Source organism: Streptococcus oralis (assembly GCF_022749195.1).
In the GTDB taxonomy this organism is placed as follows: Bacteria; Bacillota; Bacilli; order Lactobacillales; family Streptococcaceae; genus Streptococcus; species Streptococcus oralis_CI.
On the sequence record NZ_CP094226.1, the window covers coordinates 243,570 to 266,718 of the forward strand.

Annotated in this window: 19 protein-coding genes and 1 tRNA gene; 17 read left to right on the forward strand and 3 right to left on the reverse strand. The window is 42.1% G+C overall.

Features of this window, described 5'->3' with window-relative positions; genetic code table 11:
- Nucleotides 1–15: 15 nt before the first annotated feature.
- The 4 genes from murA (at nucleotide 16) to MP387_RS01295 (ending at nucleotide 3,812) form a co-directional block, all read left to right on the forward strand.
- On the forward strand, nucleotides 16–1,299 hold the full coding sequence (gene murA, locus MP387_RS01280) for a UDP-N-acetylglucosamine 1-carboxyvinyltransferase (RefSeq protein ID WP_000411918.1): 1,284 nt from the start codon (nucleotides 16–18) through the stop codon (nucleotides 1,297–1,299).
- Nucleotides 1,286–1,480, forward strand: coding sequence for a DNA-directed RNA polymerase subunit beta (locus MP387_RS01285; RefSeq protein ID WP_000739701.1), 195 nt, complete (start codon nucleotides 1,286–1,288; stop codon nucleotides 1,478–1,480). Before murA ends, MP387_RS01285 begins: the two co-directional genes overlap by 14 nt.
- A 40-nt stretch (nucleotides 1,481–1,520) precedes the next feature.
- Nucleotides 1,521–2,345 (forward strand): DNA/RNA non-specific endonuclease, encoded by an 825-nt coding sequence (locus MP387_RS01290; protein WP_242747114.1) that lies wholly within the window; start codon nucleotides 1,521–1,523, stop codon nucleotides 2,343–2,345.
- Nucleotides 2,346–2,480: 135 nt separating this feature from the next.
- Nucleotides 2,481–3,812, forward strand: a complete 1,332-nt coding sequence (locus MP387_RS01295) for a hemolysin family protein (protein ID WP_000390020.1) — start codon at nucleotides 2,481–2,483, stop codon at nucleotides 3,810–3,812.
- 133 nt (nucleotides 3,813–3,945) lie between these two features.
- Here MP387_RS01295 and MP387_RS01300 read toward each other — a convergent pair.
- Nucleotides 3,946–4,016 (reverse strand) — tRNA-Cys (locus tag MP387_RS01300).
- Between the two features lie 298 nt (nucleotides 4,017–4,314).
- On the opposite strand from MP387_RS01300, the gene MP387_RS01305 reads away from it, so the two are divergent.
- The 5 genes from MP387_RS01305 to MP387_RS01325 all read left to right on the forward strand — a co-directional run bounded on the left by MP387_RS01305 (nucleotide 4,315) and on the right by MP387_RS01325 (nucleotide 10,799).
- Entirely contained in the window at nucleotides 4,315–6,294 is a 1,980-nt protein-coding gene (locus MP387_RS01305; RefSeq protein WP_242747116.1) for a peptide ABC transporter substrate-binding protein, read from the forward strand.
- Nucleotides 6,295–6,360: 66 nt separating this feature from the next.
- Nucleotides 6,361–7,857 (forward strand): ABC transporter permease, encoded by a 1,497-nt coding sequence (locus MP387_RS01310; RefSeq protein ID WP_000759891.1) that lies wholly within the window; start codon nucleotides 6,361–6,363, stop codon nucleotides 7,855–7,857.
- Complete coding sequence (gene oppC, locus MP387_RS01315; RefSeq protein ID WP_000103692.1) at nucleotides 7,857–8,783, forward strand: oligopeptide ABC transporter permease OppC; 927 nt, start codon at nucleotides 7,857–7,859, stop codon at nucleotides 8,781–8,783. The genes MP387_RS01310 and oppC overlap by 1 nt, the downstream gene beginning before the upstream one ends.
- A gap of 8 nt (nucleotides 8,784–8,791) precedes the next feature.
- On the forward strand, nucleotides 8,792–9,859 hold the full coding sequence (locus MP387_RS01320) for an ABC transporter ATP-binding protein (protein WP_242747119.1): 1,068 nt from the start codon (nucleotides 8,792–8,794) through the stop codon (nucleotides 9,857–9,859).
- 10 nt (nucleotides 9,860–9,869) lie between these two features.
- Complete coding sequence (locus MP387_RS01325; RefSeq protein ID WP_001291308.1) at nucleotides 9,870–10,799, forward strand: ATP-binding cassette domain-containing protein; 930 nt, start codon at nucleotides 9,870–9,872, stop codon at nucleotides 10,797–10,799.
- 88 nt (nucleotides 10,800–10,887) lie between these two features.
- On the opposite strand, the gene MP387_RS01330 is transcribed toward MP387_RS01325, so the two are convergent.
- Nucleotides 10,888–12,327: a TrkH family potassium uptake protein gene (locus MP387_RS01330; protein ID WP_242747130.1), complete on the reverse strand. Its 1,440-nt coding sequence runs from the start codon at nucleotides 12,325–12,327 to the stop codon at nucleotides 10,888–10,890.
- Between the two features lie 3 nt (nucleotides 12,328–12,330).
- Nucleotides 12,331–13,680, reverse strand: a complete 1,350-nt coding sequence (gene trkA / locus MP387_RS01335) for a Trk system potassium transporter TrkA (RefSeq protein ID WP_242747133.1) — start codon at nucleotides 13,678–13,680, stop codon at nucleotides 12,331–12,333.
- Between the two features lie 400 nt (nucleotides 13,681–14,080).
- Here trkA and MP387_RS01340 point away from each other — a divergent pair, with 400 nt between their 5' ends.
- The 8 genes from MP387_RS01340 (at nucleotide 14,081) to MP387_RS01375 (ending at nucleotide 23,001) form a co-directional block, all read left to right on the forward strand.
- Complete coding sequence (locus MP387_RS01340; RefSeq protein WP_242747135.1) at nucleotides 14,081–14,584, forward strand: tRNA (cytidine(34)-2'-O)-methyltransferase; 504 nt, start codon at nucleotides 14,081–14,083, stop codon at nucleotides 14,582–14,584.
- A 531-nt stretch (nucleotides 14,585–15,115) separates the two neighbouring features.
- On the forward strand, nucleotides 15,116–15,679 hold the full coding sequence (locus MP387_RS01345; protein ID WP_000185814.1) for an ECF transporter S component: 564 nt from the start codon (nucleotides 15,116–15,118) through the stop codon (nucleotides 15,677–15,679).
- Nucleotides 15,669–16,319, forward strand: coding sequence for a phosphatase PAP2 family protein (locus tag MP387_RS01350; RefSeq protein ID WP_242747136.1), 651 nt, complete (start codon nucleotides 15,669–15,671; stop codon nucleotides 16,317–16,319). Before MP387_RS01345 ends, MP387_RS01350 begins: the two co-directional genes overlap by 11 nt.
- 27 nt (nucleotides 16,320–16,346) lie before the next feature.
- Nucleotides 16,347–16,766, forward strand: coding sequence for a chromosome partitioning protein ParB (locus tag MP387_RS01355; RefSeq protein ID WP_242747138.1), 420 nt, complete (start codon nucleotides 16,347–16,349; stop codon nucleotides 16,764–16,766).
- Nucleotides 16,767–17,079: 313 nt separating this feature from the next.
- The gene (gene pheS, locus MP387_RS01360) at nucleotides 17,080–18,126 is read left to right on the forward strand and encodes a phenylalanine--tRNA ligase subunit alpha (RefSeq protein WP_242747140.1); all 1,047 of its coding nucleotides are present in this window, start codon (nucleotides 17,080–17,082) and stop codon (nucleotides 18,124–18,126) included.
- Between the two features lie 128 nt (nucleotides 18,127–18,254).
- Nucleotides 18,255–20,660: a phenylalanine--tRNA ligase subunit beta gene (gene pheT / locus MP387_RS01365; RefSeq protein WP_242747142.1), complete on the forward strand. Its 2,406-nt coding sequence runs from the start codon at nucleotides 18,255–18,257 to the stop codon at nucleotides 20,658–20,660.
- 251 nt (nucleotides 20,661–20,911) lie between these two features.
- Complete coding sequence (locus MP387_RS01370; RefSeq protein WP_125422907.1) at nucleotides 20,912–21,805, forward strand: ABC transporter ATP-binding protein; 894 nt, start codon at nucleotides 20,912–20,914, stop codon at nucleotides 21,803–21,805.
- Nucleotides 21,802–23,001, forward strand: coding sequence for an ABC transporter permease (locus MP387_RS01375; RefSeq protein WP_242747144.1), 1,200 nt, complete (start codon nucleotides 21,802–21,804; stop codon nucleotides 22,999–23,001). The genes MP387_RS01370 and MP387_RS01375 overlap by 4 nt, the downstream gene beginning before the upstream one ends.
- Nucleotides 23,002–23,149: the final 148 nt, after the last annotated feature.

Here is a 23,149-nt window from a genome sequence, read left to right on the forward strand (position 1 = left end):
GTAAAGGAAACAACTATGGAAAAAATTGTGGTTCAAGGCGGAGATAATCGTCTGGTCGGGAGTGTGACGATCGAGGGAGCAAAGAATGCAGTCTTGCCCTTGTTGGCAGCGACTATTCTAGCAAGCAAGGGTAAGACAGTCTTGCAGAATGTCCCAATCTTGTCAGATGTTTTCACCATGAATCAAGTGGTTCGAGGTCTGAATGCCAAGGTGGACTTTGATGAGGAAGCTCATGTTGTCGAGGTTGATGCGACTGGTGATATCACTGAGGAAGCTCCATACAAGTATGTCAGCAAGATGCGTGCATCCATCGTTGTCTTGGGGCCAATCCTTGCTCGTGTAGGACATGCCAAAGTTTCTATGCCAGGGGGATGTACCATCGGGAGTCGTCCAATCGACCTCCACCTCAAAGGTTTGGAAGCTATGGGGGCAAAAATCACCCAGACAGCTGGATACATCGAAGCTAAGGCAGAACGCCTGCATGGCGCTCATATCTACATGGACTTCCCTAGTGTCGGCGCAACACAAAACCTCATGATGGCGGCAACTCTAGCTGACGGTGTGACGGTCATTGAAAATGCTGCGCGTGAGCCAGAAATTGTTGACCTTGCTATCCTTCTTAATGAAATGGGAGCCAAGGTCAAGGGAGCTGGTACCGAAACCATCACAGTAACTGGTGTCGAGGAACTCCATGGTACGACTCATAATGTGGTACAGGACCGTATCGAAGCAGGAACCTTTATGGTGGCTGCAGCTATGACAGGTGGCGATGTCCTCGTTCGTGATGCAGTTTGGGAGCACAATCGCCCCTTAATCTCAAAACTACTTGAAATGGGCGTTGAAGTGACAGAGGAGTCAGAAGGCATCCGTGTTCGTTCTCAACTTGAAAACCTCAAGGCTGTTCATGTAAAAACTTTACCACATCCAGGCTTTCCAACAGATATGCAGGCGCAATTTACAGCTCTGATGACAGTCGCAAAAGGGGAATCAACCATGGTGGAAACGGTGTTTGAGAATCGCTTCCAACACTTAGAGGAAATGCGCCGTATGGGCTTGCATTCAGAGATTATCCGTGACACAGCTCGTATTGTTGGGGGACAGGCTTTACAGGGGGCAGAAGTTTTATCAACGGACCTTCGCGCTAGTGCCGCTTTGATTTTGACAGGTCTGGTAGCGCAAGGAGAAACAGTTGTCGGTAAGTTAGTCCACCTTGATAGAGGTTACTACCGTTTCCATGAGAAATTGGCTCAGCTAGGAGCGAAGATTCAGCGAATCGAGGCAAATGATGAAGAAGAATAAAAATTTACGCTATGTACTCCGTCGCTTACTATTGATTTTTATCGTACTATTGCTAGGCTTTCTGGCTTTAGGAATCGGCTTGATGGTTGGTTATGGCATCCTAGGAAAGGGACAGGATCCATGGGCAATCTTGTCTCCAGCAAAGTGGCAGGAATTGATTAGCAAATTTACAGGAAATTAGACTGGGAGACCAGTCTTTTTCTAAAGAAATAAGGAGAAAAATGGACAAAAAAACAAGACAAGCTCTGATAGGATTACTTCTATTCTTACTCTTGGCTGCTGGAAGCTACTACATCAAGCAGATGCAGTCAGCACCAAATAGCCCTAGAACCAAGGTTAATCAGAAAAAACAAGCTTCAGAAGCACCCAGTCAGGAGTTGGCAGAAAGTGTCTTAACCGAGTCAATCAAAAACCAAATCAAGGGTAATCTCGAGTGGAATGGAGCAGGGGCCTTTGTTGTCAATGGCAATAAAACCAATCTAGATGCCAAGGTTTCCAGCAAACCCTATGCGGATAATAAAACAAAGACAGTTGGAAAAGAAACAGTCCCGACTGTTGCCAATGCCATCTTATCCAAAGCGACTCGGCAGTATAAGAATCGTGAAGAGACTGGAAATGGATCCACCTCTTGGACGCCACCAGGATGGCATCAGGTCAAGAATCTAAAGGGAGCCTATACACATGCAGTTGATAGAGGACACCTGCTGGGCTATGCCTTGATAGGTGGATTGGATGGTTTTGATGCCTCTACTAGCAATCCCAAGAACATTGCAGTCCAGACAGCTTGGGCAAACCAAGCACAGGCTGAAGATTCGACAGGTCAGAACTACTATGAGAGTTTGGTCAGAAAAGCCTTGGACCAAAATAAGAGAGTCCGTTATCGGGTGACGCTCCACTATGCGACAAATGAGGACTTAGTTCCATCCGCTTCACAAATCGAAGCCAAGTCTTCAGATGGCGAATTGGAATTCAATGTCCTAATCCCCAATGTTCAAAAGGGAATCCAGCTTGATTACCAAACGGGTCAAGTAACAGTGACAGATTAGAAACAATAGATATAATAAAAACAGCTCCTTTGTCTTCTAGAGGCAGGGGAGTTGTTCTTTAAATGAAAAATAATGTGAATCCTGAGGGATTTTATGATATAATGGAACACAAGATACTATTTTAGGAGAAGGACTATGGAAGACCCGAGCAGTCAGAATTTGTTGCTACAGTTTGTATTGTTATTTATCTTGACCTTGTTAAATGCTTTTTTCTCAGCCACTGAAATGGCGATGGTGTCACTAAACCGTTCCCGAGTGGAGCAAAAGGCAGAAGAGGGAGACAAACGTTACCTTCGTTTGTTAAAGGTACTTGAAAATCCTAACCACTTTTTATCAACAATTCAAGTCGGTATCACCTTGATCACGATCTTGTCAGGGGCCAGTTTAGCAGAAACGCTGGGACGCGAAATTGCATCTTGGATAGGAAATAGTGAAACAACTTATGCCATTGCAAGTTTCCTCTCTTTGGCATTCTTGACCTACATCTCTATTGTTTTTGGTGAACTCTATCCTAAACGGATTGCCCTTAATCTAAAAGATGCCTTAGCCATTCGCTCTGTTCCGATTATCATTGGGCTTGGGAAGATTGTCAGTCCCTTTGTCTGGTTGTTATCTGCTTCAACCAATCTCTTGAGTCGTTTAACGCCAATGACCTTTGATGATGCGGATGAAAAAATGACTCGAGATGAAATTGAGTACATGTTGACCAAAAGTGAGGAAACTTTGGATGCAGACGAAATCGAGATGTTACAAGGGATTTTCTCTCTAGATGAGCTGATGGCGAGAGAAGTCATGGTTCCTCGGACAGATGCCTTTATGGTGGATATTCAGGATGATAGTCAAACCATTATCCAAAGTATTCTAAAGCAAAATTTCTCACGTATCCCTGTTTATGATGGGGATAAGGACAATGTGATTGGTTTGATTCATACCAAGCGTTTGCTAAACGCTGCCTATGCAGATGGCTTTGAAAATATTGTCTGGAAGAAGATCTTACAAGATCCACTCTTTGTTCCTGAAACTATTTTTGTGGATGACTTGCTAAAAGAATTGCGAAATACCCAAAGACAAATGGCCATTTTGCTCGATGAATATGGTGGTATGGCTGGACTGGTCACACTGGAAGACCTGCTGGAGGAGATTGTCGGAGAAATTGACGACGAGACAGACCGAGCAGAAATCGAAGTCCATCAAATCGGTGAGGACACCTATATTGCACAGGGAACCATGAATCTTAACGACTTCAATAACTACTTTGGTGTCGAACTAGAAAGCGATGATGTGGATACCATCGCCGGTTATTATTTGACGGGTGTTGGTACGATTCCAACCACTGAGAAAATCAGTTACCAACTGGTCAGTCAAAACAAGCAAATCGTCCTGACCAACGATAAGGTGAAAAATGGACGTGTTACCAAGGTAAAAGTTCAAATCACAGAACTAGAACCCGAAGAAGAAACAGAATAAAGCAGTGACTTGAGTCACTGCTTTTTGTAAATCTAGATGGTAGGTTCAGTTATCCCCACTTATTAGGAATAATAAAAAAGCCCGGTTTTACGAGCTTTTCATTTGGTTAATTCCTGTTCATTCAGGTACTGAAAGGCGGTAGACGGATTTGAACCGACGATCAAGCTTTTGCAGAGCCGTGCCTTACCACTTGGCTATACCGCCTCAACGTTTATTATTATACCTTGAAAATCATTTCCCGTCAATAGTTTCTTATTCTAAAATCCAATTTAGGAAAACAGATGATGATTGAAGAAGTGAGAAAAAGCTTGTAAAAATCCCTTTCTAAAGAAGATCAGACTAGAAAGTATTTCTTGAAGAAACAAACAAAGAATGCAGAAATTTTGACAAATAGAAGTTTTTTGAGGAGATGCGCCAAAATATTCTGAAAATTCGTTTACTTTTTAAAAAATATATGTTATAATTTCCAATAAGCCTAAATTTTTCAAGAGGAGTTAAAAACATGAAAAAAAGTAGAGTATTTGTTGCAGCAGGTGTTGCTTTATTAGCAGCAGGAGTACTAGCTGCTTGTGGTTCTTCAAAATCATCTGATTCAACAGCGCCAAAAAATTATGGCTATGTTTATACAGCTGACCCAGAAACGTTGGATTACCTCATTTCAGGGAAACAAAGTACTAAGGTCGCCACTTCAAATGGTATCGATGGTCTTTTCACAAACGACAAGTATGGGAATTTAGTTCCTGCAGTTGCAGAAGACTGGTCAGTCTCAAAAGACGGTTTGACTTATACCTACAAGATTCGTAAAGGTGTCAAATGGATGACATCTGATGGCGAAGAGTATGCTGAAGTAACAGCCAAAGACTTTGTAAATGGTTTGAAACACGCAGCTGACAATAAATCAGCAGCTAAGTATCTAGCAGAAGATTCAGTTAAAGGTCTAGCTGACTATATAGCTGGAAACAATAAAGATTTTGCTTCAGTCGGTGTAAAAGCAGTTGATGATTACACCCTTGAATACACTTTGAACAAACCAGAACCATACTGGAACTCTAAGCTGGCCTACTCAATCTTCTGGCCATTGAACGAAGAATTTGAAAAATCAAAAGGATCTGATTTTGGTAAAGCGACTGACCCTACATCATTGCTTTACAATGGACCATTCTTGCTGAGAGGTTGGACTGCTAAGTCATCTATCGAATTTGTGAAGAATGAAAACTATTGGGACAAAGACAATGTTCATCTTGATAAAGTAACACTTGCTTACTATGATGGTTCAGATCAAGAATCAATTGAACGTAACTTTACAAGTGGGGCTTATAGCTATGCCCGTCTCTTCCCAACAAGTTCAAACTACTCTAAGGTAGAAGAAACATACAAAGACAATATTTACTACACTCCATCAGGTCCAGGTATTGGTGGTTTGGGTGTAAATATTGACCGTCAAGGTTACAAATACACTTCTAAGACAACTGATGAAGAGAAGACTTCTACTAAGAAAGCCCTTCTTAACAAGGACTTCCGTCAGGCTTTGAACTTTGCCTTTGACCGTACTTCTTACTCAGCACAAATTAATGGTAAGGAAGGTGCTCCTCTTGCAGTTCGTAACCTCTTTGTGAAACCAGACTTTGTCTCTGCAGGCGAAAAAACTTTCGGTGACTTGGTAACTGAAAAGATGACGGCTTACGGTGATGAGTGGAAGAACGTAAACTTTGCGGATGGTCAAGATGGACTTTTCAACGCCGATAAAGCCAAAGCCGAATTTGCCAAAGCTAAAACAGCATTGGAAGCAGAAGGTGTGAAATTCCCTATCCACTTGGATATCCCAGTAGACCAAACATCTAAAAACTATATCGCACGTATTCAATCCTTCAAACAATCCGTTGAGACAGTACTTGGAGAAGAAAACGTAGTCATCGATATCCAACAAATCACTACAGATGAACTACAGAATATTACATACTACGCAGCTAGCGCAGCGGCAGAAGATTGGGATCTCTCAGGTGCTGTTGGATGGAACCCTGACTATGAAGATCCATCAACTTACCTTGATATCTTGAAAACAACGAATGCTGAACAAACAAAAACCTATATGGGTTACGAAGGTGCAGATAATGCTGCAGCGGCTCAAGTTGGTTTGAAAGAATACGATAAGTTAGTTGATGAAGCAGGAAAAGAAACAAGTGACTTGAATGTTCGTTATGAAAAATATGCGGCTGCCCAAGCTTGGTTGACAGATAGCTCACTCTTCTTGCCAGCTATGTCATCAAGTGGTGCTGCACCAATCATTTCTCGTGTTGTGCCTTTCTCTGCATCATACAGTCAATCTGGAGATAAGGGCTCAGACGTATACTTTAAGTATATTCAGTTACAAGACAAGGTTGTAACAAAAGCTGATTATGAACAAGCTCGTGAAAAATGGCTCAAAGAGAAAAAAGAATCAAACGAAAAAGTTCAAAAAGAATTGGCTAATCACGTTAAATAAATAACTCTCAAGAGAACTTTCTCTCCATGAGGAGAAGGTTCTTTTGGGATTTTAAAAGGAAACGATATGAAGAAATATATTTTTATGCGTGTATTGCGTTCATTGTTGTCTATTTTCTTGGTGACAACCTTGACATACACAATTATTTATACGATGGTTCCTCGAAAATTGATTTTCAAGCAGGATACCAACTATAACAAGATTGCAACGACGCCGGATAAGCGGGATAATTATGAAAACACCGTTTATGAACGGATGGGTTATATCGAGTACTACGATACCAAAGAGTTGCAAGAAAGAGCGAGCACGATGGACTCATCTGTAACAGTGGATGCCAATGATACCAATAAGGCAATCTATGAAAAATACATCAACCAACTAGGAAATGGTTGGACACTCGGTGTGTTCTCAGAAAGTGGTCAATTCTATGCTACGCGTGAAATTCCAATTTTTGAACGTGTTTTCAAATTCTATGCGAACTTGATTGATATTGATCATCCAAACAAAATTCAAGACCCTGAAAATCCAAACTTGCAACGTTATCTTCGTTTTGAAAATGACCCTGCTATCGGTTGGTCATTGGTTGGTTCAGGTACAAAACACAAATACCTTTTGTATTTCAACAATCAATTCCCATTTGTACACCAAAACTTTGTGAACATTAACTTGGGAGATTCTTACCCAACTTATGCAAACACACCAGTGCTTCAAGTTATCACACAAGGTCAGGGACAAACTAAGACATCAGAAGTTCAATTCCCTACAGGTAAAAAGACTTCATCTGTAGATATTTACTCTCGTACCTACAAATCTCCAAGTCAAGCAGATGCGCGTGAAGTAGCCAACTATGGTAAAGACGATCCATATACAGCTACAGAAAGCAATTATCAATATCCTTCAATGATCGCAAGCTCAGCGGTTGCTGGTTTGATTGGTTTGATTATTTCGTATGCGATTGCGATTCCACTTGGATCTGCTATGGCTCGCCACAAGAATACTTGGATTGATAGCTTCTCGACAGGTGCTCTAACCTTCTTGCTTGCCCTTCCAACGATTGCCTTGGTTTATATCGTGCGCTTGATTGGATCATCTATCGGTCTGCCAGATTCATTTCCTATCTTGGGAGCTGGGGACTGGCGTTCATATGTCTTGCCAGCAGTCATTCTAGGTTTGCTGGGTGCACCAAGTACAGCTATCTGGATTCGTCGTTACATGATCGACTTGCAATCTCAGGACTTCGTTCGTTTTGCTCGTGCAAAAGGTTTGTCTGAAAAAGAAATTTCAAATAAACACATCTTTAAAAATGCCATGGTTCCTTTGGTTTCAGGTATTCCTGGTGCCGTAATCGGGGTTATTGGTGGTGCAACATTGACAGAAACAGTCTTCGCCTTCCCAGGTATGGGTAAAATGTTGATTGACTCTGTTAAGGCATCAAATAACTCAATGGTAGTTGGTCTCGTCTTCATCTTCACATGTATTTCTATCTTCTCACTCTTTGTAGGAGACATCTGGATGACCATGCTTGACCCACGTATTAAATTGACAGAGAAAGGAGGCAAATAATGTCAACAATCGATAAAGAAAAATTTCAGTTCGTAAAACGTGACGATTTTGCCTCTGAAACAATTGATGCCCCTGCCTATTCATACTGGGGTTCTGTATTTAGACAATTTCTAAAGAAAAAATCAACTGTCTTTATGCTAGGAATTTTGGTTGCTATTATCTTGATGAGCTTTATTTACCCAATGTTCTCAGATTTTGACTTCAACGATGTAAGTAAGGTCAATGACTTCTCTGCTCGTTTTATCAAGCCCAATGCTGAACATTGGTTTGGTACAGATAGCAATGGTAAATCCTTGTTTGATGGGGTGTGGTTTGGTGCGCGTAACTCTATCCTCATCTCTGTAATTGCAACTTTTATCAACCTTGTGATCGGGGTTATTGTTGGTGGGATTTGGGGGATTTCAAAATCCGTTGACCGCGTCATGATGGAAGTTTATAACATTATTTCAAACATTCCATCTCTCTTGATTGTCATTGTCTTGACTTACTCAATTGGTGCTGGTTTCTGGAATTTGATTTTTGCCATGAGTGTGACAACTTGGATTGGGATTGCTTATATGATTCGTATCCAAATCATGCGTTACCGTGACTTGGAATACAACCTTGCTTCTCAAACACTTGGAACACCAACCTTTAAAATCATTGTTAAAAACATCATGCCACAATTGGTATCTGTTATTGTTTCTACAATGACCTTGATGTTGCCAAGCTTTATCTCTTATGAAGCCTTCCTTTCCTTCTTTGGATTGGGATTGCCTGTAACAGTGCCAAGTTTGGGACGTTTGATCTCAGATTACTCACAAAACGTTACGACCAACGCTTACTTGTTCTGGATTCCATTGACTACCTTGATTTTGGTATCTCTATCTCTTTTTGTTGTTGGTCAAAACCTAGCGGATGCTAGTGATCCACGTACACATAGATAGGAGTAGACATGACAAAAGAAAGTAATGTAATTTTGACTGCTCGCGATATTGTCGTGGAATTTGACGTTCGTGACAAAGTTCTGACGGCTATCCGAGGAGTTTCTCTGGATCTGATTGAAGGAGAAGTTCTTGCCTTGGTAGGTGAGTCCGGTTCTGGAAAATCTGTTTTAACAAAAACCTTTACAGGGATGTTAGAAGACAATGGACGTATTGCCCAAGGAAGCATCGACTATCGTGGACAAGACTTGACCGCTATTACTTCTAACAAGGAATGGGAGAAGATTCGTGGTGCTAAAATTGCGACCATCTTCCAAGATCCTATGACAAGTTTGGACCCAATCAATACAATCGGTAGCCAAATCACTGAAGTTATCGTTAAACACCAAGGGAAAACAGCTAAGGAAGCCAAAGAGATGGCAATCGACTATATGAACAAGGTCGGAATCCCAGATGCTGAAAAACGTTTTGAAGAGTATCCTTTCCAATATTCTGGAGGGATGCGCCAACGTATTGTTATTGCAATTGCCCTTGCCTGTCGTCCAGATATCTTGATCTGTGACGAGCCAACAACGGCCCTTGACGTTACCATTCAAGCGCAAATCATTGATTTGCTTAAAACCTTGCAAAATGAGTACCACTTTACTATTATCTTTATCACCCATGACCTTGGTGTGGTAGCAAGTATTGCCGATAAGGTAGCGGTTATGTATGCTGGTGAAATTGTAGAATACGGTACTGTTGAGGAAGTCTTCTACGATCCACGTCATCCATACACTTGGAGTCTCTTATCTAGCTTGCCACAGCTTGCTGATGATAAAGGGGAATTGTACTCTATCCCAGGAACACCACCGTCTCTTTATACTGAGTTGAAAGGTGATGCCTTTGCCCTTCGTTCAGATTATGCGATGCAAATTGATTTTGAAGAGAAGGCACCTAAGTTTTCAGTCACTGATACCCACTGGGCTAAGACTTGGTTGCTTCATGAGAATGCTCCTAAAGTTGAAAAACCTGGGGTCATTGCAGATTTGCATGACAAGATTCGTGATAAAATGGGCTTTGCTCATCTAGAAGACTAGGAGGAAGGAAATGTCTGAAAAATTAGTAGAAATTAAAGATTTAGAAATTTCCTTCGGTGAAGGAAGTAAGAAGTTTGTCGCGGTTAAAAACGCCAACTTCTTTATCAACAAGGGAGAAACATTCTCTCTTGTAGGTGAGTCTGGTAGTGGGAAAACAACCATTGGTCGTGCCATTATTGGTTTAAATAATACTAGTAAAGGTGAGATCATCTTTGATGGTCATAAAATTAATGGGAAAAAATCTCATAAAGAATCATCAGATTTGATCCGTCGCATCCAGATGATTTTCCAGGACCCTGCAGCTAGCTTGAATGAGCGTGCGACAGTTGACTATATCATCTCTGAAGGTCTTTACAACTACCACTTGTTCAAAGATGAAGAAGATCGAAAAGAAAAAGTTCAAAAGATGATCCATGAAGTTGGACTTTTGAAAGAACACTTGACCCGTTATCCACACGAGTTTTCTGGTGGTCAACGTCAACGTATCGGGATTGCCCGTGCCCTTGTGATGGAACCTGATTTCGTTATTGCGGATGAGCCAATTTCAGCCTTGGACGTATCAGTACGTGCGCAAGTCTTGAACTTGCTCAAGAAGTTCCAAAAAGAGTTGGGATTGACCTATCTCTTTATCGCGCATGACTTGTCAGTTGTTCGCTTTATCTCAGATCGTATTGCGGTTATCTATAAGGGAGTTATCGTCGAGGTGGCGGAGACAGAGGAGTTGTTTAACAATCCTGTCCACCCATACACTCAAGCGCTTCTATCTGCTGTACCGATTCCAGATCCAATCTTGGAACGCAAGAAGGTCTTGAAAGTTTACGATCCTGACCAACATGACTATGAGACAGACAAGCCATCTATGGTAGAAATTCGTCCAGGTCACTATGTTTGGGCCAATCAAGCAGAACTTGCTCGTTACAAGAAAGCTCTTAAAGAATAAACAAATTAGGAGAGGACCGAAAGGTCTTCTCATTTTTAATAGAAAAAATCCCCTTTTACTAGCTTGTAAAAGGGGGATTTTATTATCATTAGCGTTTAGACCAGGTACGTTTCATAAAGAGTAGCAAAATTGGGTAAATCTCTAAACGACCTGCAATCATTGCAAAGGAGAGTAGGATTTTAGAGATGGGACTAAAGATGGCAAAACTCGAGGTTGTACCTAGAATAGGTCCGATATTGTTAAAACAGCTGAAGACAGCACTGGTCACGACTAGAAAATCATTGCTATCAAGACTAACGATAAAGATGAGTGAGAGAATAATCATCATATAGATAGCAAAATATTTAAGAATCTTGTGTTGGGTATCCTTATCAATCACAGTTTTATTGACGTGTAGAGTCAAAACACGGTGAGGGGATAAGGTGGACAAAATCTGATTTTTTGCGATTTTAGAGAGTATGAGTCCTCTGATTATCTTAAGACCACCTGCAGTTGAGCCAGCTGATCCACCGATTCCCATGAGGAAGAGGAGGATAAACTGGGAGAAAAGGGGCCAGTTGGTAATATCTCCGTAACCAAATCCCGTTGTCGTGATGATATTGGAAACTTGGAAGAAGGCCATTTCAACACTTTTAGAGACACCTTGATAGAGGTGGAGTGTATTAAGCGTAATCAAGCCTGTAGAAACTAGGACAATGATGATATATGCTCGTAGTTCTTCATCTCCAAAGAAAGCCTTAACCCGACGGAGCATGAGGTAGTAGTAGAGATTGAAGTTAACCCCAAAAACCAGAACTCCGATACTAACGAGATAGGTGATGAGTGAGCTACCATAGTGGGCAATTCCGTCGTTATAGACGGTAAAGCCCCCAGTTCCTGCTGTTCCCATAGCGATGACAAAACTATCATAGAGAGGCATACCTGCTAGGTAGTAGATAACCACAAAAAGGGAGAAGAGAGCCAGATAAAGCAGATAGAGAATCTGGGCAGTGTTTTTTAGCTTGGATACGACCTTGCCAAAGACGGGTCCAGGGACCTCAGCCTTCATCACCTCCAAGTGACTATTCTTGGCATTGTCCATAATGGCAAGTGCAAAGACGAGTACCCCCATCCCTCCGATCAAGTGGGTGAAACTTCTCCAGAAGAGGAGGGAACGGGTGAGAACGGAAACATCTGTTAGGATAGTAGCACCAGTCGTTGTAAATCCAGAACTGATTTCAAAGAAGGCATCGATGACGCTTGGGATTTGTCCTGAAAAGACAAAGGGGAGGCCACCAAAGAAAGACCAGAGAATCCAACAGAGGGCAACAATTAAGACTCCTTCCTTGGCATAAATCCGTTGATTTTTCGGTTTCCGTAAAATGCCTAGACCACCGAGAAGGACTAAAATTCCAATCGTAGAAAAAAGAGCGATAAATACTTGACTGGATTCTTGGTAATAGATCGCTACACTAACAGGAACTAGGAGGAGAACAGCCTCAATCAAGAGAAGTTTTGAGAGGAGGTAACGAATCATACTTTTATTCATTTTTTACCTCTCAATCAAATCATAAATTTTGGTGATGTTTGGCAATAAGGTCGTTACGAGTAACTTGTCTCCTACCTCAAGCATATCCTCTCCAGTAGGGAAGATTGTTTTTCCTTTTCGGATAATGGCTGCGATGAGAACTCCTTTTTTCAATTTCAACTGTGATAGAGGTTTGGCAGTCATTTTATTAGCTTCCTTGATTTGGAATTGGAGAGTTTCAATTTGACCGTTTGCGAGATGGTGCATGGCTTGAAGGTCTGAGTACTGAGCGTTTACTCGACCACGGATAAAGTGCATAATGGTATCCACTGCGATGCTTTTTGGTGTGATGATACTCGAAAAATCAGGCGCGTGGATAATCTCTAGAAGGCTTGTTCGGTTGACCTTGGTGATATTTTTATGGACGCCAACTCGGTCAAGGAACATAGAGGTGATGATATTTTCCTCATCAACCCCAGTCAAGGTTGCGACTGCATCATAGTGGGGAGCACTTTCCTCCAGCAAAATGTCTTTTGCAGTTCCATCTCCTTGAACAATATAGAGATTGGGGAACTTTTCACTGAAGAAACGAGCTCTTTCAGGATTGATCTCGATAACCTTGGTATCAATGCGACTGTCTTTTAAAATGCCGAGTAGATAATAAGCAATCTTTCCAGCTCCAACGATAAGCAAGCTTTTCACTGCACGAGATTTAAAATAGTTATGGAAAAGCATCATATCTACACGATTTCCCGTAACAAAAATCCTATCCTTGTCTTGAATAATAACATCACCGCTTGGAATCATCAGTTGATGATCTCTCTCCATAGCACAGACAATGACATTCCCAAACTTTTTACGGAAGTCTGAGATTGGCATTTGACAAAGACCGCTAGAATCCTTGACAACAAACTCCATGAGACTGACCCGACCTCCAGCAAATCGTTCGACAGAGAGGGCATTAGGGAAATCAATGATATTTGAGATCGCACGCGCTGCTAGGAGTTCTGGGTTAACGATAAGTGAGAATCCAAGAATATTTTTCTCTTTAAAATAGGCATTGGAGTATTCAGGATTTCGTACCCGAACGATGGTTTCTTTAGCCCCCATTTTTTTAGCAAGTACCGCTGAAATCATATTCACTTCATCGTATTCGGTTAGGGCGATAAAGATATCGCACTCTTGAACACTGGCTTGCTCCAAGATGGCAAAGTCAGCCCCATTTCCAAGGAGACCTATGATATCATAGCGACTGACAATGTGATTGAGGACAGCCTCATCTTGTTCGATGAGGACAACGTCATGGTTTTCTGCAACCAGTGAACGACAGAGGGCGAAACCAACTTTCCCTCCACCAACAAGGACAATTTTCATATAAAAAACCTACTTTTTCATGATGTAACTATCATACCCTTTTTTAGCAAAAAATGCACTTGCTAAGGCGATTTTTAAGGGAAGAAAGGCCTTTTTCAAGTTTTGAAGCTACATTTGCTTAATTTCTATAACGATGTCTCCGATTTGGAGTGATATTACTCTCTTACTATCCCTTTTCAGAAAGGAAATGACCAAACATGAAAATATCATTAAAAAAAGTAAAAAATTCAAGTCGTTTCTATTGACATTGGTTCTGAAAGTGTTATACTAAGAAAGTAGTTTCGCTGATTTACTTCAAACCTGTTGTGAGGTAAGTTAACGACGCCTTAACCACGCTGTTTGCTGAGCTTGACTCCGGGCAGTGTGGCTATTTTTTTGCAATGATAAAAGGAAGCCAATTATGACAAATCACATTGTTTTATTTGAACCTCAGATTCCACAAAATACTGGCAACATCGCGCGTACTTGCGCTGCGACCAATTCTCCCCTCCACATCATTAAACCAATGGGCTTTCCCATTGATGATCGCAAGATGAAGCGAGCAGGTTTGGATTATTGGGATAAGTTAGAGATTCATTTTTATGATAACTTGGCAGACTTTATGTCTCAGATGAAAGGACAAGTCTATCTGATTTCTAAATTTGCAGAAAAGGTCTATTCTGAGGCGAATTTGGCAAGTGGTGAAGATCAGTATTTTCTCTTCGGACGTGAAGACAAGGGTTTACCAGAGGATTTTATGCGTGAACATCCTGAGAAAGCTCTCCGTATTCCTATGAACGATGAACATGTCCGCAGTCTCAATGTTTCGAATACCGTATGTATGATTGTTTATGAAGCCCTCCGTCAGCAACATTTTGCTGGTTTAGAGCTCGTTCACACCTATGAAGCGGATAAATTGAAATAAACAAAATGCTTGCAAGTGCAAGCGTTTTTTGTTATGATTAAAGGGTCTTCAGGGCAGGGTGTAATTCCCGACCGGCGGTGACTTTAATACTCTTCGAAAATCCAATTCAAACCACGTCAGCTTCGCCTTGCCGTACTCAAGTACAGCCAGCGGCTAGCTTCCTAGTTTGTTCTTTGATTTTCATTGAGTATCATTAGGAAAAAATTTTCCCTTAAAACTTTGTTGACAAGTTTTGCCTAACTGGAAGTTATGCCTACAGCTTGTCGCCTAGTCTAAAAGAAAAACCTCTATTTCCTTCCCTTAAAGAAGTCCGCGAGCGCAAGCTGATGTGGTGCGATTCCACAACCGACAGTATAGTCTGGATGGGAGAAGACGAAAGAATGGCTTTGTCTGTTCTGATGAGTTTATAGATGAATTGTAACCGCTTGCTCAAAAGAGTGAGAGGGAACTTTTGGGATATAAAAAGTGAGAATAGATAGAGGGATCCTTTCCAACTTCTTCTGATTTTATAGAAAATTGGAGGAACCTGTTATGACAAACACACGTCGAATTTCGACCATTGCGATTTTATCAGCCATTTCATTTGTGCTGATGTACTTTGACTTTCCGCTCTTGCCAGCGGCAACCTTCCTCAAGATCGAGTTTAGTATCTTGCCAGTCCTTGTGGGCTTGGTGGTGATGGATTTGCCAGCTGCTCTAGGAATTCTCTTGATGCGATCACTCTTGAAGTTGCTTCTCAATAGCCAGGGAGTGAATACTTACATTGGCTTGCCAATGAATATTGTAGCCTTGGGAGTTTTTGTTATCGCTTTTGGTTTGATTTGGAAAAAGGAACGCAGCACCCTTCGTTTCCTACTAGCATCTCTAGCGGGAACTGTCGGCTTGACTGCGGCTATGTTGGTTCTCAACTATGTCTATGCTGTTCCTTTGTACGCGCAGTTTGCCAACTTTGATATTGGAAAAATTTTGGGACTTTCCAACTACCTAATGACTATGGTATTACCTTTTAACCTGATTGAGGGTATCATCTTTGCCGTTTCATTCTGGTTGTTATATGTCCTCTTGAAACCAACCTTAAAACATTATGAGAGATAAACAAACATTTTTAATGAAGGGCAGTTTTGCCCTTTTACTTTTCGTCCTTCTTGGCTACATGGTTAAGTTTTACCCCGAAATGCTGGTCGGTTTTGACCAACCGCTTCAGACAGCTATTCGTGGGAACTTGCCAGATTATTTGACAGTTCTGTTCCGTGCTCTTACGCATTTGATTGATATCCCAGTGATTATCACCTGGGTTGTCATCGCGGCCTTTGTCTTTTATCGTAGGCAGTGGAAGATAGAAAGCTACTTCATGGCGGGCAATCTAGCCTTAGCTGGTCTTTTAATCGTGACCTTTAAAAATATTTACCAGCGCCCACGACCAGCTATCTTACATTTAGTCGAGGAGAAGGGGTTTTCCTTCCCAAGCGGGCATTCTCTGGCTGTAACGCTGATGGTAGGGACTTTGATTGTTATTCTCAGTCAACGGATTAAAGATCCGGTTTGGAGAAAAATCGTGCAAATCGTCCTTGGCTTCTACCTAGTCAGTGTGCTGCTATCTCGGGTCTATCTGGGAGTTCACTACCCATCAGATGTTCTTGCCAGTTTCTGTGTGGGTTTGGGAGTCTTGTTTATCGAATTTCCTTTCTATGACAAGCTCCGCTTCCAATGGCGATTTAAAGGCAAGCAGAAGTGAGTATCAAATTCCTTTGAGGAGAAAGAAATGAGAGTCAATATAACAGATCTCCATCCGACTCAACTATACTTATCAGAAAAGAAGTTACAAGATATCCAGACGCTTTATCAGTCGGCAGAAATAATCAATATTGCTCCAATCAGTGTTCTTGCATTCGGAGACTGCTTGCTGATTACAGACGGGCATCACAGGGCTTATCAGGCTTTATTGGCAGGTAGGGATACAATTTCTGCTGAGTGGGATAGAGATGGTGGCGATGAACTATATCATCTCTATGCGCAAGCTTGCGAGGAAAGAAAGATTTACTCTGTTCTGGATTTAAAAAAACATATCGTATCTCAAGATGAGTATGAAGCAAAATGGTATAACTGGTGTGATGGTTTTAATCAAGCAGCAACTCTTTTATTGAAAAGGAAAGCAGATGGAACAAATCCTATAAATAGGTAATGCATTATGTCTTGTTCCTTTTTATATTGAAATTAGTCTAATCTAACTTGTTTTTTAACTAAAAATCTGATAAACTAAGTAGTAATTGAATAGGAATCTGCAAGACTAGTATCTCAGGGGAAGTATATCAGGGAGGAGAGCCGTGACTGAAAGCTCTCTATATGAAAGCTGGGTGAATTCACTTGCCTATGGATTCAGAAATAAAGGTCTGACTTGTCAGATAAAAACGGATGGTACCGCGTGTCAACGCTCCGAGTATGGAGTTTTTGGCATGTGGTTTTCTTTTTATCTACGAGAGACTGATGGAGGAATTATGTTAACTATTGAAGAACAATTAAAAGCGCTTCGTGAAGAAACGCTAGCTAGCTTGAAGCAGATTTCTGCTGAAAATGAAAAAGAGCTGCAAGAATTGCGCGTCTCTGTCCTTGGTAAAAAAGGTTCGCTTACTGAAATACTTAAAGGGATGAAGGATGTTTCTGCTGAGATGCGCCCAATCATCGGGAAACACGTCAACGAGGCTCGTGATGTCTTGACGGCCGCTTTTGAAGAAACAGCAAAGCTCTTGGAAGAAAAGAAAGTTGAAGCACAACTTGCCAGCGAGAGCATCGATGTAACCCTTCCAGGTCGTCCAGTTGCAACTGGTCACCGTCACGTTCTCACACAAACTAGTGAAGAAATCGAAGATATTTTCATCGGGATGGGTTACCAAGTCGTGGATGGTTTTGAAGTTGAAAAAGACTACTACAACTTTGAGCGTATGAACCTTCCGAAAGACCACCCAGCCCGCGATATGCAGGATACTTTCTACATTACAGAAGAAATCTTGCTTCGTACTCACACGTCTCCGGTTCAGGCGCGTGCCATGGATGCCCATGATTTTTCAAAAGGTCCTTTGAAGATGATCTCACCAGGGCGTGTATTCCGTCGTGATACGGACGATGCGACCCACAGTCACCAGTTCCACCAAATCGAAGGCTTGGTTGTTGGAAAAAACATCTCTATGGCAGACCTTCAAGGAACACTTCAGTTGATTGTGCAAAAAATGTTTGGTGAAGAGCGTCAGATTCGTCTGCGTCCATCTTATTTCCCATTCACAGAGCCATCTGTTGAGGTGGATGTTTCCTGCTTCAAGTGTGGTGGAGAAGGCTGTAACGTATGTAAGAAAACGGGTTGGATTGAGATTATGGGGGCCGGTATGGTTCACCCACGTGTCCTTGAGATGAGTGGTATTGATGCAACGGTTTACTCTGGTTTTGCCTTTGGTCTTGGTCAAGAACGTGTAGCTATGCTCCGTTACGGAATCAACGATATCCGTGGATTCTACCAAGGAGATGTCCGCTTCTCAGAACAGTTTAAATAAGATTGAAACCTGAAACACAGTCCTAAACAGTCGCTCACATGTCATATAGTTAAAAAAGAAACGACTGACTCGAAGAAAAAGAAAGGAATTGAAAAGGTCTCACTTGGTGAGATCTTAGAATCAGAATTATGTTAGTATCTTATAAATGGTTAAAAGAGTTGGTGGACATTGATGTGCCATCACAAGAGTTGGCTGAAAAAATGTCAACTACAGGGATTGAGGTCGAAGGTGTCAAATCACCGGCTGCCGGTCTCTCAAAAATTGTCGTCGGCGAGGTCTTGTCTTGCGAAGATGTACCAGAAACTCACTTGCATGTCTGTCAGGTTAACGTTGGCGAAGAAGAAGCCCGTCAAATCGTTTGTGGTGCCCCCAATGTGCGTGCTGGTATCAAGGTCATGGTGGCTCTTCCGGGAGCTCGTATTGCTGACAATTACAAGATTAAAAAAGGAAAAATCCGTGGCTTGGAGTCACTTGGAATGATCTGTTCCCTTGGTGAATTGGGAATTTCTGACTCAGTTGTGCCAAAGGAATTTGCAGATGGAATCCAAATCTTGCCTCAAGATGCTGTTCCTGGGGATGAAGTCTTTTCTTACTTAGACTTGGATGATGAAATCATCGAACTTTCTATCACACCAAACCGTGCAGATGCTCTATCTATGCGTGGAGTAGCTCACGAAGTAGCAGCTATCTATGACAAAGCAGTCAAATTCAAAGAATTTACCTTAACAGAAACAGACCAAGCTGCAGCAGATGCCCTTTCTGTAGGTATTGAGACAGACAAGGCGCCTTACTATGCAGCCCGTATCTTGGACAATGTGACCATCGCACCAAGTCCACAATGGTTACAAAACCTTCTTATGAACGAAGGGATTCGTCCCATCAATAACGTAGTGGACGTGACAAACTACATCTTGCTTTACTTTGGTCAACCGATGCATGCCTTTGACTTGGATACCTTTGAAGGGACCGACATCCGTGTGCGTGAAGCGCGTGCTGGTGAAAAATTGGTGACCTTGGACGGTGAAGAGCGTGACTTGGAAGCAAATGACTTAGTCATCACTGTCGCAGACAAGCCAGTAGCCCTTGCAGGTGTTATGGGTGGTCAAGCAACAGAAATCTCTGAAAATTCTAGTCGTGTTGTCCTTGAAGCAGCTGTTTTCAATGGTAAATCCATCCGCAAGACTAGCGGACGCCTCAACCTTCGTTCTGAGTCGTCTTCTCGCTTTGAAAAAGGCATCAATGTGGCAACTGTTAATGAAGCCCTTGATGCGGCGGCTAGCATGATTGCTGATCTTGCAGGTGCGACGGTGCGTAAGGGCATCGTTTCAGCGGGGGAGCTTGACACTTCAGATGTGGAAGTTTCTTCAACCCTTGCAGACGTTAACCGCGTCCTTGGTACGGAGCTTTCCTATGCTGATGTGGAAGATGTCTTCCGTCGTCTTGGCTTTGGCCTTTCTGGCAATGCAGAAAGCTTTACAGTCAGCGTACCCCGTCGTCGTTGGGATATCACTATCGAAGCTGACCTCTTTGAAGAAATCGCCCGTATCTATGGTTATGATCGCTTGCCAACTAGTCTTCCAAAAGATGACGGTACAGCTGGTGAATTGACTGCGACACAAAAATTGCGTCGCCAAGTTCGTACCATCGCTGAAGGAGCAGGTTTGACAGAAATCATTACCTACGCTCTGACAACGCCTGAAAAAGCAGTTGAGTTCACAGCTCAACCAAGTAACCTTACAGAACTCATGTGGCCAATGACAGTGGACCGTTCTGTCCTCCGTCAAAATATGGTCTCAGGTATCCTTGATACCGTTGCCTACAACGTGGCTCGTAAGAACAAAAACTTGGCTCTTTACGAGATTGGAAAAGTCTTTGAACAAACAGGCAATCCAAAAGAAGATCTACCAAATGAGATTAATAGCTTTGCCTTTGCCTTAACCGGCTTGGTTGCTGAAAAAGATTTCCAAACGGCAGCAGTTCCAGTTGATTTCTTCTATGCTAAGGGAATCCTTGAAGCCCTCTTTACTCGCTTGGGACTAGAAGTGACCTATGCAGCAACAGCTGAGATTGCAAGTCTACATCCAGGACGTACGGCCGTGATTTCACTTGGCGACCAAGTTCTTGGTTTCCTTGGCCAAGTGCATCCAGTTACTGCCAAGGCTTACGATATCCCAGAAACTTATGTAGCGGAGCTCAACCTTTCAGCCATTGAAGCTGCCCTTCAACCAGCTGCTCCATTTGTGGAAATCACCAAATTCCCAGCAGTCAGCCGTGACGTGGCCCTACTCCTCAAGGCAGAAGTCACTCATCAAGAAGTTGTAGATGCTATCCAAGCTGCAGGCGTGAAACGTTTGACTGATATCAAACTCTTTGACGTCTTCTCAGGCGAAAAACTGGGAGTTGGCATGAAGTCAATGGCCTATAGCTTGACCTTCCAAAATCCAGAAGATAGCTTGACAGACGAAGAAGTCGCACGCTATATGGAAAAAATCCAAGCATCACTCGAAGAAAAAGTGAATGCAGAAGTGCGTTAATAGTCTAAAATCCATCCCTCGGGGTGGATTTTTAGTTTCAAAAGGACAGTTCAGAAGAGAAAAGCGATAGTTGAGGAGGAAGCCATCTCAGAAAGTCTTTAATGAGTTATACTAAAGCTATCGCTGAAGTACTTAAAATTTATTAGAGAAAGGATACTTTTGCTACTTATAATCCGATAAAATGGACATAAATCGTTGTAAAGGCTATCAAAAAGGAGTATAATAAGTGCAACATATCTCGGAGGTGGAAAATGTTAGAAGTAAGAAATCTAGAGAAAAGTTTCGGTCCCAAGCAAGTCTTGTTTGGTGTCGATTTTCAGGCAAGTTCGGGAAGGATTCTGGGCTTGGTCGGGAAGAATGGTGCTGGGAAAACAACGATTTTCCACAGTATGTTGAAATTTTTAGAGTATCAAGGAGAGATCAGTCTGGATGGGCAGGAGATTCGTCAGGAAACCTATGCACGGATTGGTTATCTGCCTGAGGAACGCAGTCTCATGCCCAAGTTGACAGTCCTTGAGCAAGTTCGTTACTTGGCGACTCTAAAGGGCATGGATGCTAAAGAAGTCAAGGAAAAACTCCCCCAATGGATGGAAAAATTGGAAGTGAAGGGCAAATTGACCGACAAAATCAAGAGCCTCTCCAAAGGGAATCAGCAAAAAATTCAGCTGATTATCACCCTAATCCATGAGCCAGACTTGATTATCTTGGATGAGCCTTTTAGTGGTTTGGATCCAGTCAATACCGAGTTGCTCAAGCAGGTCATCTTGAAAGAGAAAGAGCGCGGTGCAATCATTATCTTTTCTGACCATGTCATGACCAATGTCGAGGAGCTTTGCGATGATATCCTGATGATTCGTGATGGACGTGTGGTCTTGCACGGACCTGTTCAGGATGTTCGCAATCAATATGGGAAAACACGTCTCTTTGTTTCAAGTGAACAAAGCAAGGAAGAATTGGAAAAACTTCCTCATGTCAAACAGGTGAGCTTGACCAAGCAAGGCAGTTGGAAATTGATCCTCGATGACGAGAGCGCTGGAAGGGAACTCTTCCCAATCCTCACTCAAGGTCAATACATCGCGACCTTTGACCAACAAGCTCCAACAATCGATGAAATCTTTAAACTAGAATCAGGGGTGGAAGTATGAGAAATATGTGGGTTGTAATGAAGGAAACCTATCTTCGACATGTCAAGTCGTGGAGTTTCTTCTTTATGGTGATTTCGCCGTTCCTCTTTTTAGCCTTATCTGTAGGAATTGGCTATCTCCAAGGGTCTTCTATGGCCAAGAATAGCAAGATAGCAGTAGTAACAACTGTGCCATCTGTGGAAGAAGGGCTCAAGGGTACCAATGGTATCAACTTTGATTATAAGGATGAAGCCAGTGCTCAAGCTGCTATCAAGGATGAGAAAATCAAGGGATACCTAACCATTGACCAAGAGGACAGTGTTCTCAAGGCCGTCTATCATGGTGAAACTTCTCTTGAAACAGGCATCAAACTAGCAGTAACCAATAAGTTAAACGAACTGCAATATCAACTCAATCGTTCGGCAGCCAATTTGTCTCAAGAACAGGAAAAACGCCTGAGTCAAACCGTTGATTTTACTGAGAAAATTGATGAATCTAAGGAAAACAAAAAAATTGTTCAAACCATTGCGGCCGCAGGGCTTGGCTTCTTCCTTTATATGATTTTGATTACCTATGCTAGTGTCACTGCTCAGGAAGTGGCTAGCGAGAAAGGAACCAAAATCATGGAGGTGGTCTTCTCTAGTATCCGAGCAAGTCATTATTTCTACGCTCGCATGCTGGCTCTGCTTCTTGTGATTTTGACTCATATTGGCATTTACGTCGTGGGTGGGCTGGCTGCCATTCTGCTCTTTAAGGACCTACCAATCTTGGCACAATCTGGTATTTTAAACCATATAGGAGAGGCCTTCTCGCTCAATACCTTATTGTTTGTCTTGGTTAGCCTCTTTATGTACGTTGTTTTAGCAGCCTTCCTAGGATCTATGGTTTCTCGCCCTGAGGATTCAGGAAAGGCCTTGTCGCCATTGATGATCTTGATTATAGCAGGATTTGTCGGTGTGACCTCTCTAGGTGCTGCTGGGGACAATTTAGTTCTGAAAATTGGTTCCTATATTCCTTTCATCTCGACCTTCTTTATGCCATTTAGAGCTATAAATGGGTATGCAAGTGGTCTAGAAGCTTGGATTTCGCTTGCCATAACGGTTGTTTTTGCAGTCACTGCAACAGCCTTTATCGGCCGCATGTATGCTAGTCTAGTCCTTCAAACAGATGATTTGGGAATCTGGAAAACCTTTAAACGTGCCTTAGCTTATAAATAGGAGAGCCTCGCAAAAGCGAGGTTTTTCTAGATGTTAAACACTGAAATCGGCAAAAATATTTTTCATATCTATTGACTTTTAGTAGTAAAATTTGGTATGATAGTAGACGGTATTGTTTACCCCATTTGTAAGGCCCCGGAACCTTTCA

Coding starts and splice junctions, on each gene's coding strand:
- murA (WP_000411918.1), top strand. CDS start 16: ATGGAAAAAATTGTGGTTCAAGGCGGAGATAATCGTCTGGTCGGGAGT.
- MP387_RS01285 (WP_000739701.1), top strand. CDS start 1,286: ATGAAGAAGAATAAAAATTTACGCTATGTACTCCGTCGCTTACTATTG.
- MP387_RS01290 (WP_242747114.1), top strand. CDS start 1,521: ATGGACAAAAAAACAAGACAAGCTCTGATAGGATTACTTCTATTCTTA.
- MP387_RS01295 (WP_000390020.1), top strand. CDS start 2,481: ATGGAAGACCCGAGCAGTCAGAATTTGTTGCTACAGTTTGTATTGTTA.
- MP387_RS01305 (WP_242747116.1), top strand. CDS start 4,315: ATGAAAAAAAGTAGAGTATTTGTTGCAGCAGGTGTTGCTTTATTAGCA.
- MP387_RS01310 (WP_000759891.1), top strand. CDS start 6,361: ATGAAGAAATATATTTTTATGCGTGTATTGCGTTCATTGTTGTCTATT.
- oppC (WP_000103692.1), top strand. CDS start 7,857: ATGTCAACAATCGATAAAGAAAAATTTCAGTTCGTAAAACGTGACGAT.
- MP387_RS01320 (WP_242747119.1), top strand. CDS start 8,792: ATGACAAAAGAAAGTAATGTAATTTTGACTGCTCGCGATATTGTCGTG.
- MP387_RS01325 (WP_001291308.1), top strand. CDS start 9,870: ATGTCTGAAAAATTAGTAGAAATTAAAGATTTAGAAATTTCCTTCGGT.
- MP387_RS01330 (WP_242747130.1), bottom strand. CDS start 12,327: ATGAATAAAAGTATGATTCGTTACCTCCTCTCAAAACTTCTCTTGATT.
- trkA (WP_242747133.1), bottom strand. CDS start 13,680: ATGAAAATTGTCCTTGTTGGTGGAGGGAAAGTTGGTTTCGCCCTCTGT.
- MP387_RS01340 (WP_242747135.1), top strand. CDS start 14,081: ATGACAAATCACATTGTTTTATTTGAACCTCAGATTCCACAAAATACT.
- MP387_RS01345 (WP_000185814.1), top strand. CDS start 15,116: ATGACAAACACACGTCGAATTTCGACCATTGCGATTTTATCAGCCATT.
- MP387_RS01350 (WP_242747136.1), top strand. CDS start 15,669: ATGAGAGATAAACAAACATTTTTAATGAAGGGCAGTTTTGCCCTTTTA.
- MP387_RS01355 (WP_242747138.1), top strand. CDS start 16,347: ATGAGAGTCAATATAACAGATCTCCATCCGACTCAACTATACTTATCA.
- pheS (WP_242747140.1), top strand. CDS start 17,080: ATGTTAACTATTGAAGAACAATTAAAAGCGCTTCGTGAAGAAACGCTA.
- pheT (WP_242747142.1), top strand. CDS start 18,255: ATGTTAGTATCTTATAAATGGTTAAAAGAGTTGGTGGACATTGATGTG.
- MP387_RS01370 (WP_125422907.1), top strand. CDS start 20,912: ATGTTAGAAGTAAGAAATCTAGAGAAAAGTTTCGGTCCCAAGCAAGTC.
- MP387_RS01375 (WP_242747144.1), top strand. CDS start 21,802: ATGAGAAATATGTGGGTTGTAATGAAGGAAACCTATCTTCGACATGTC.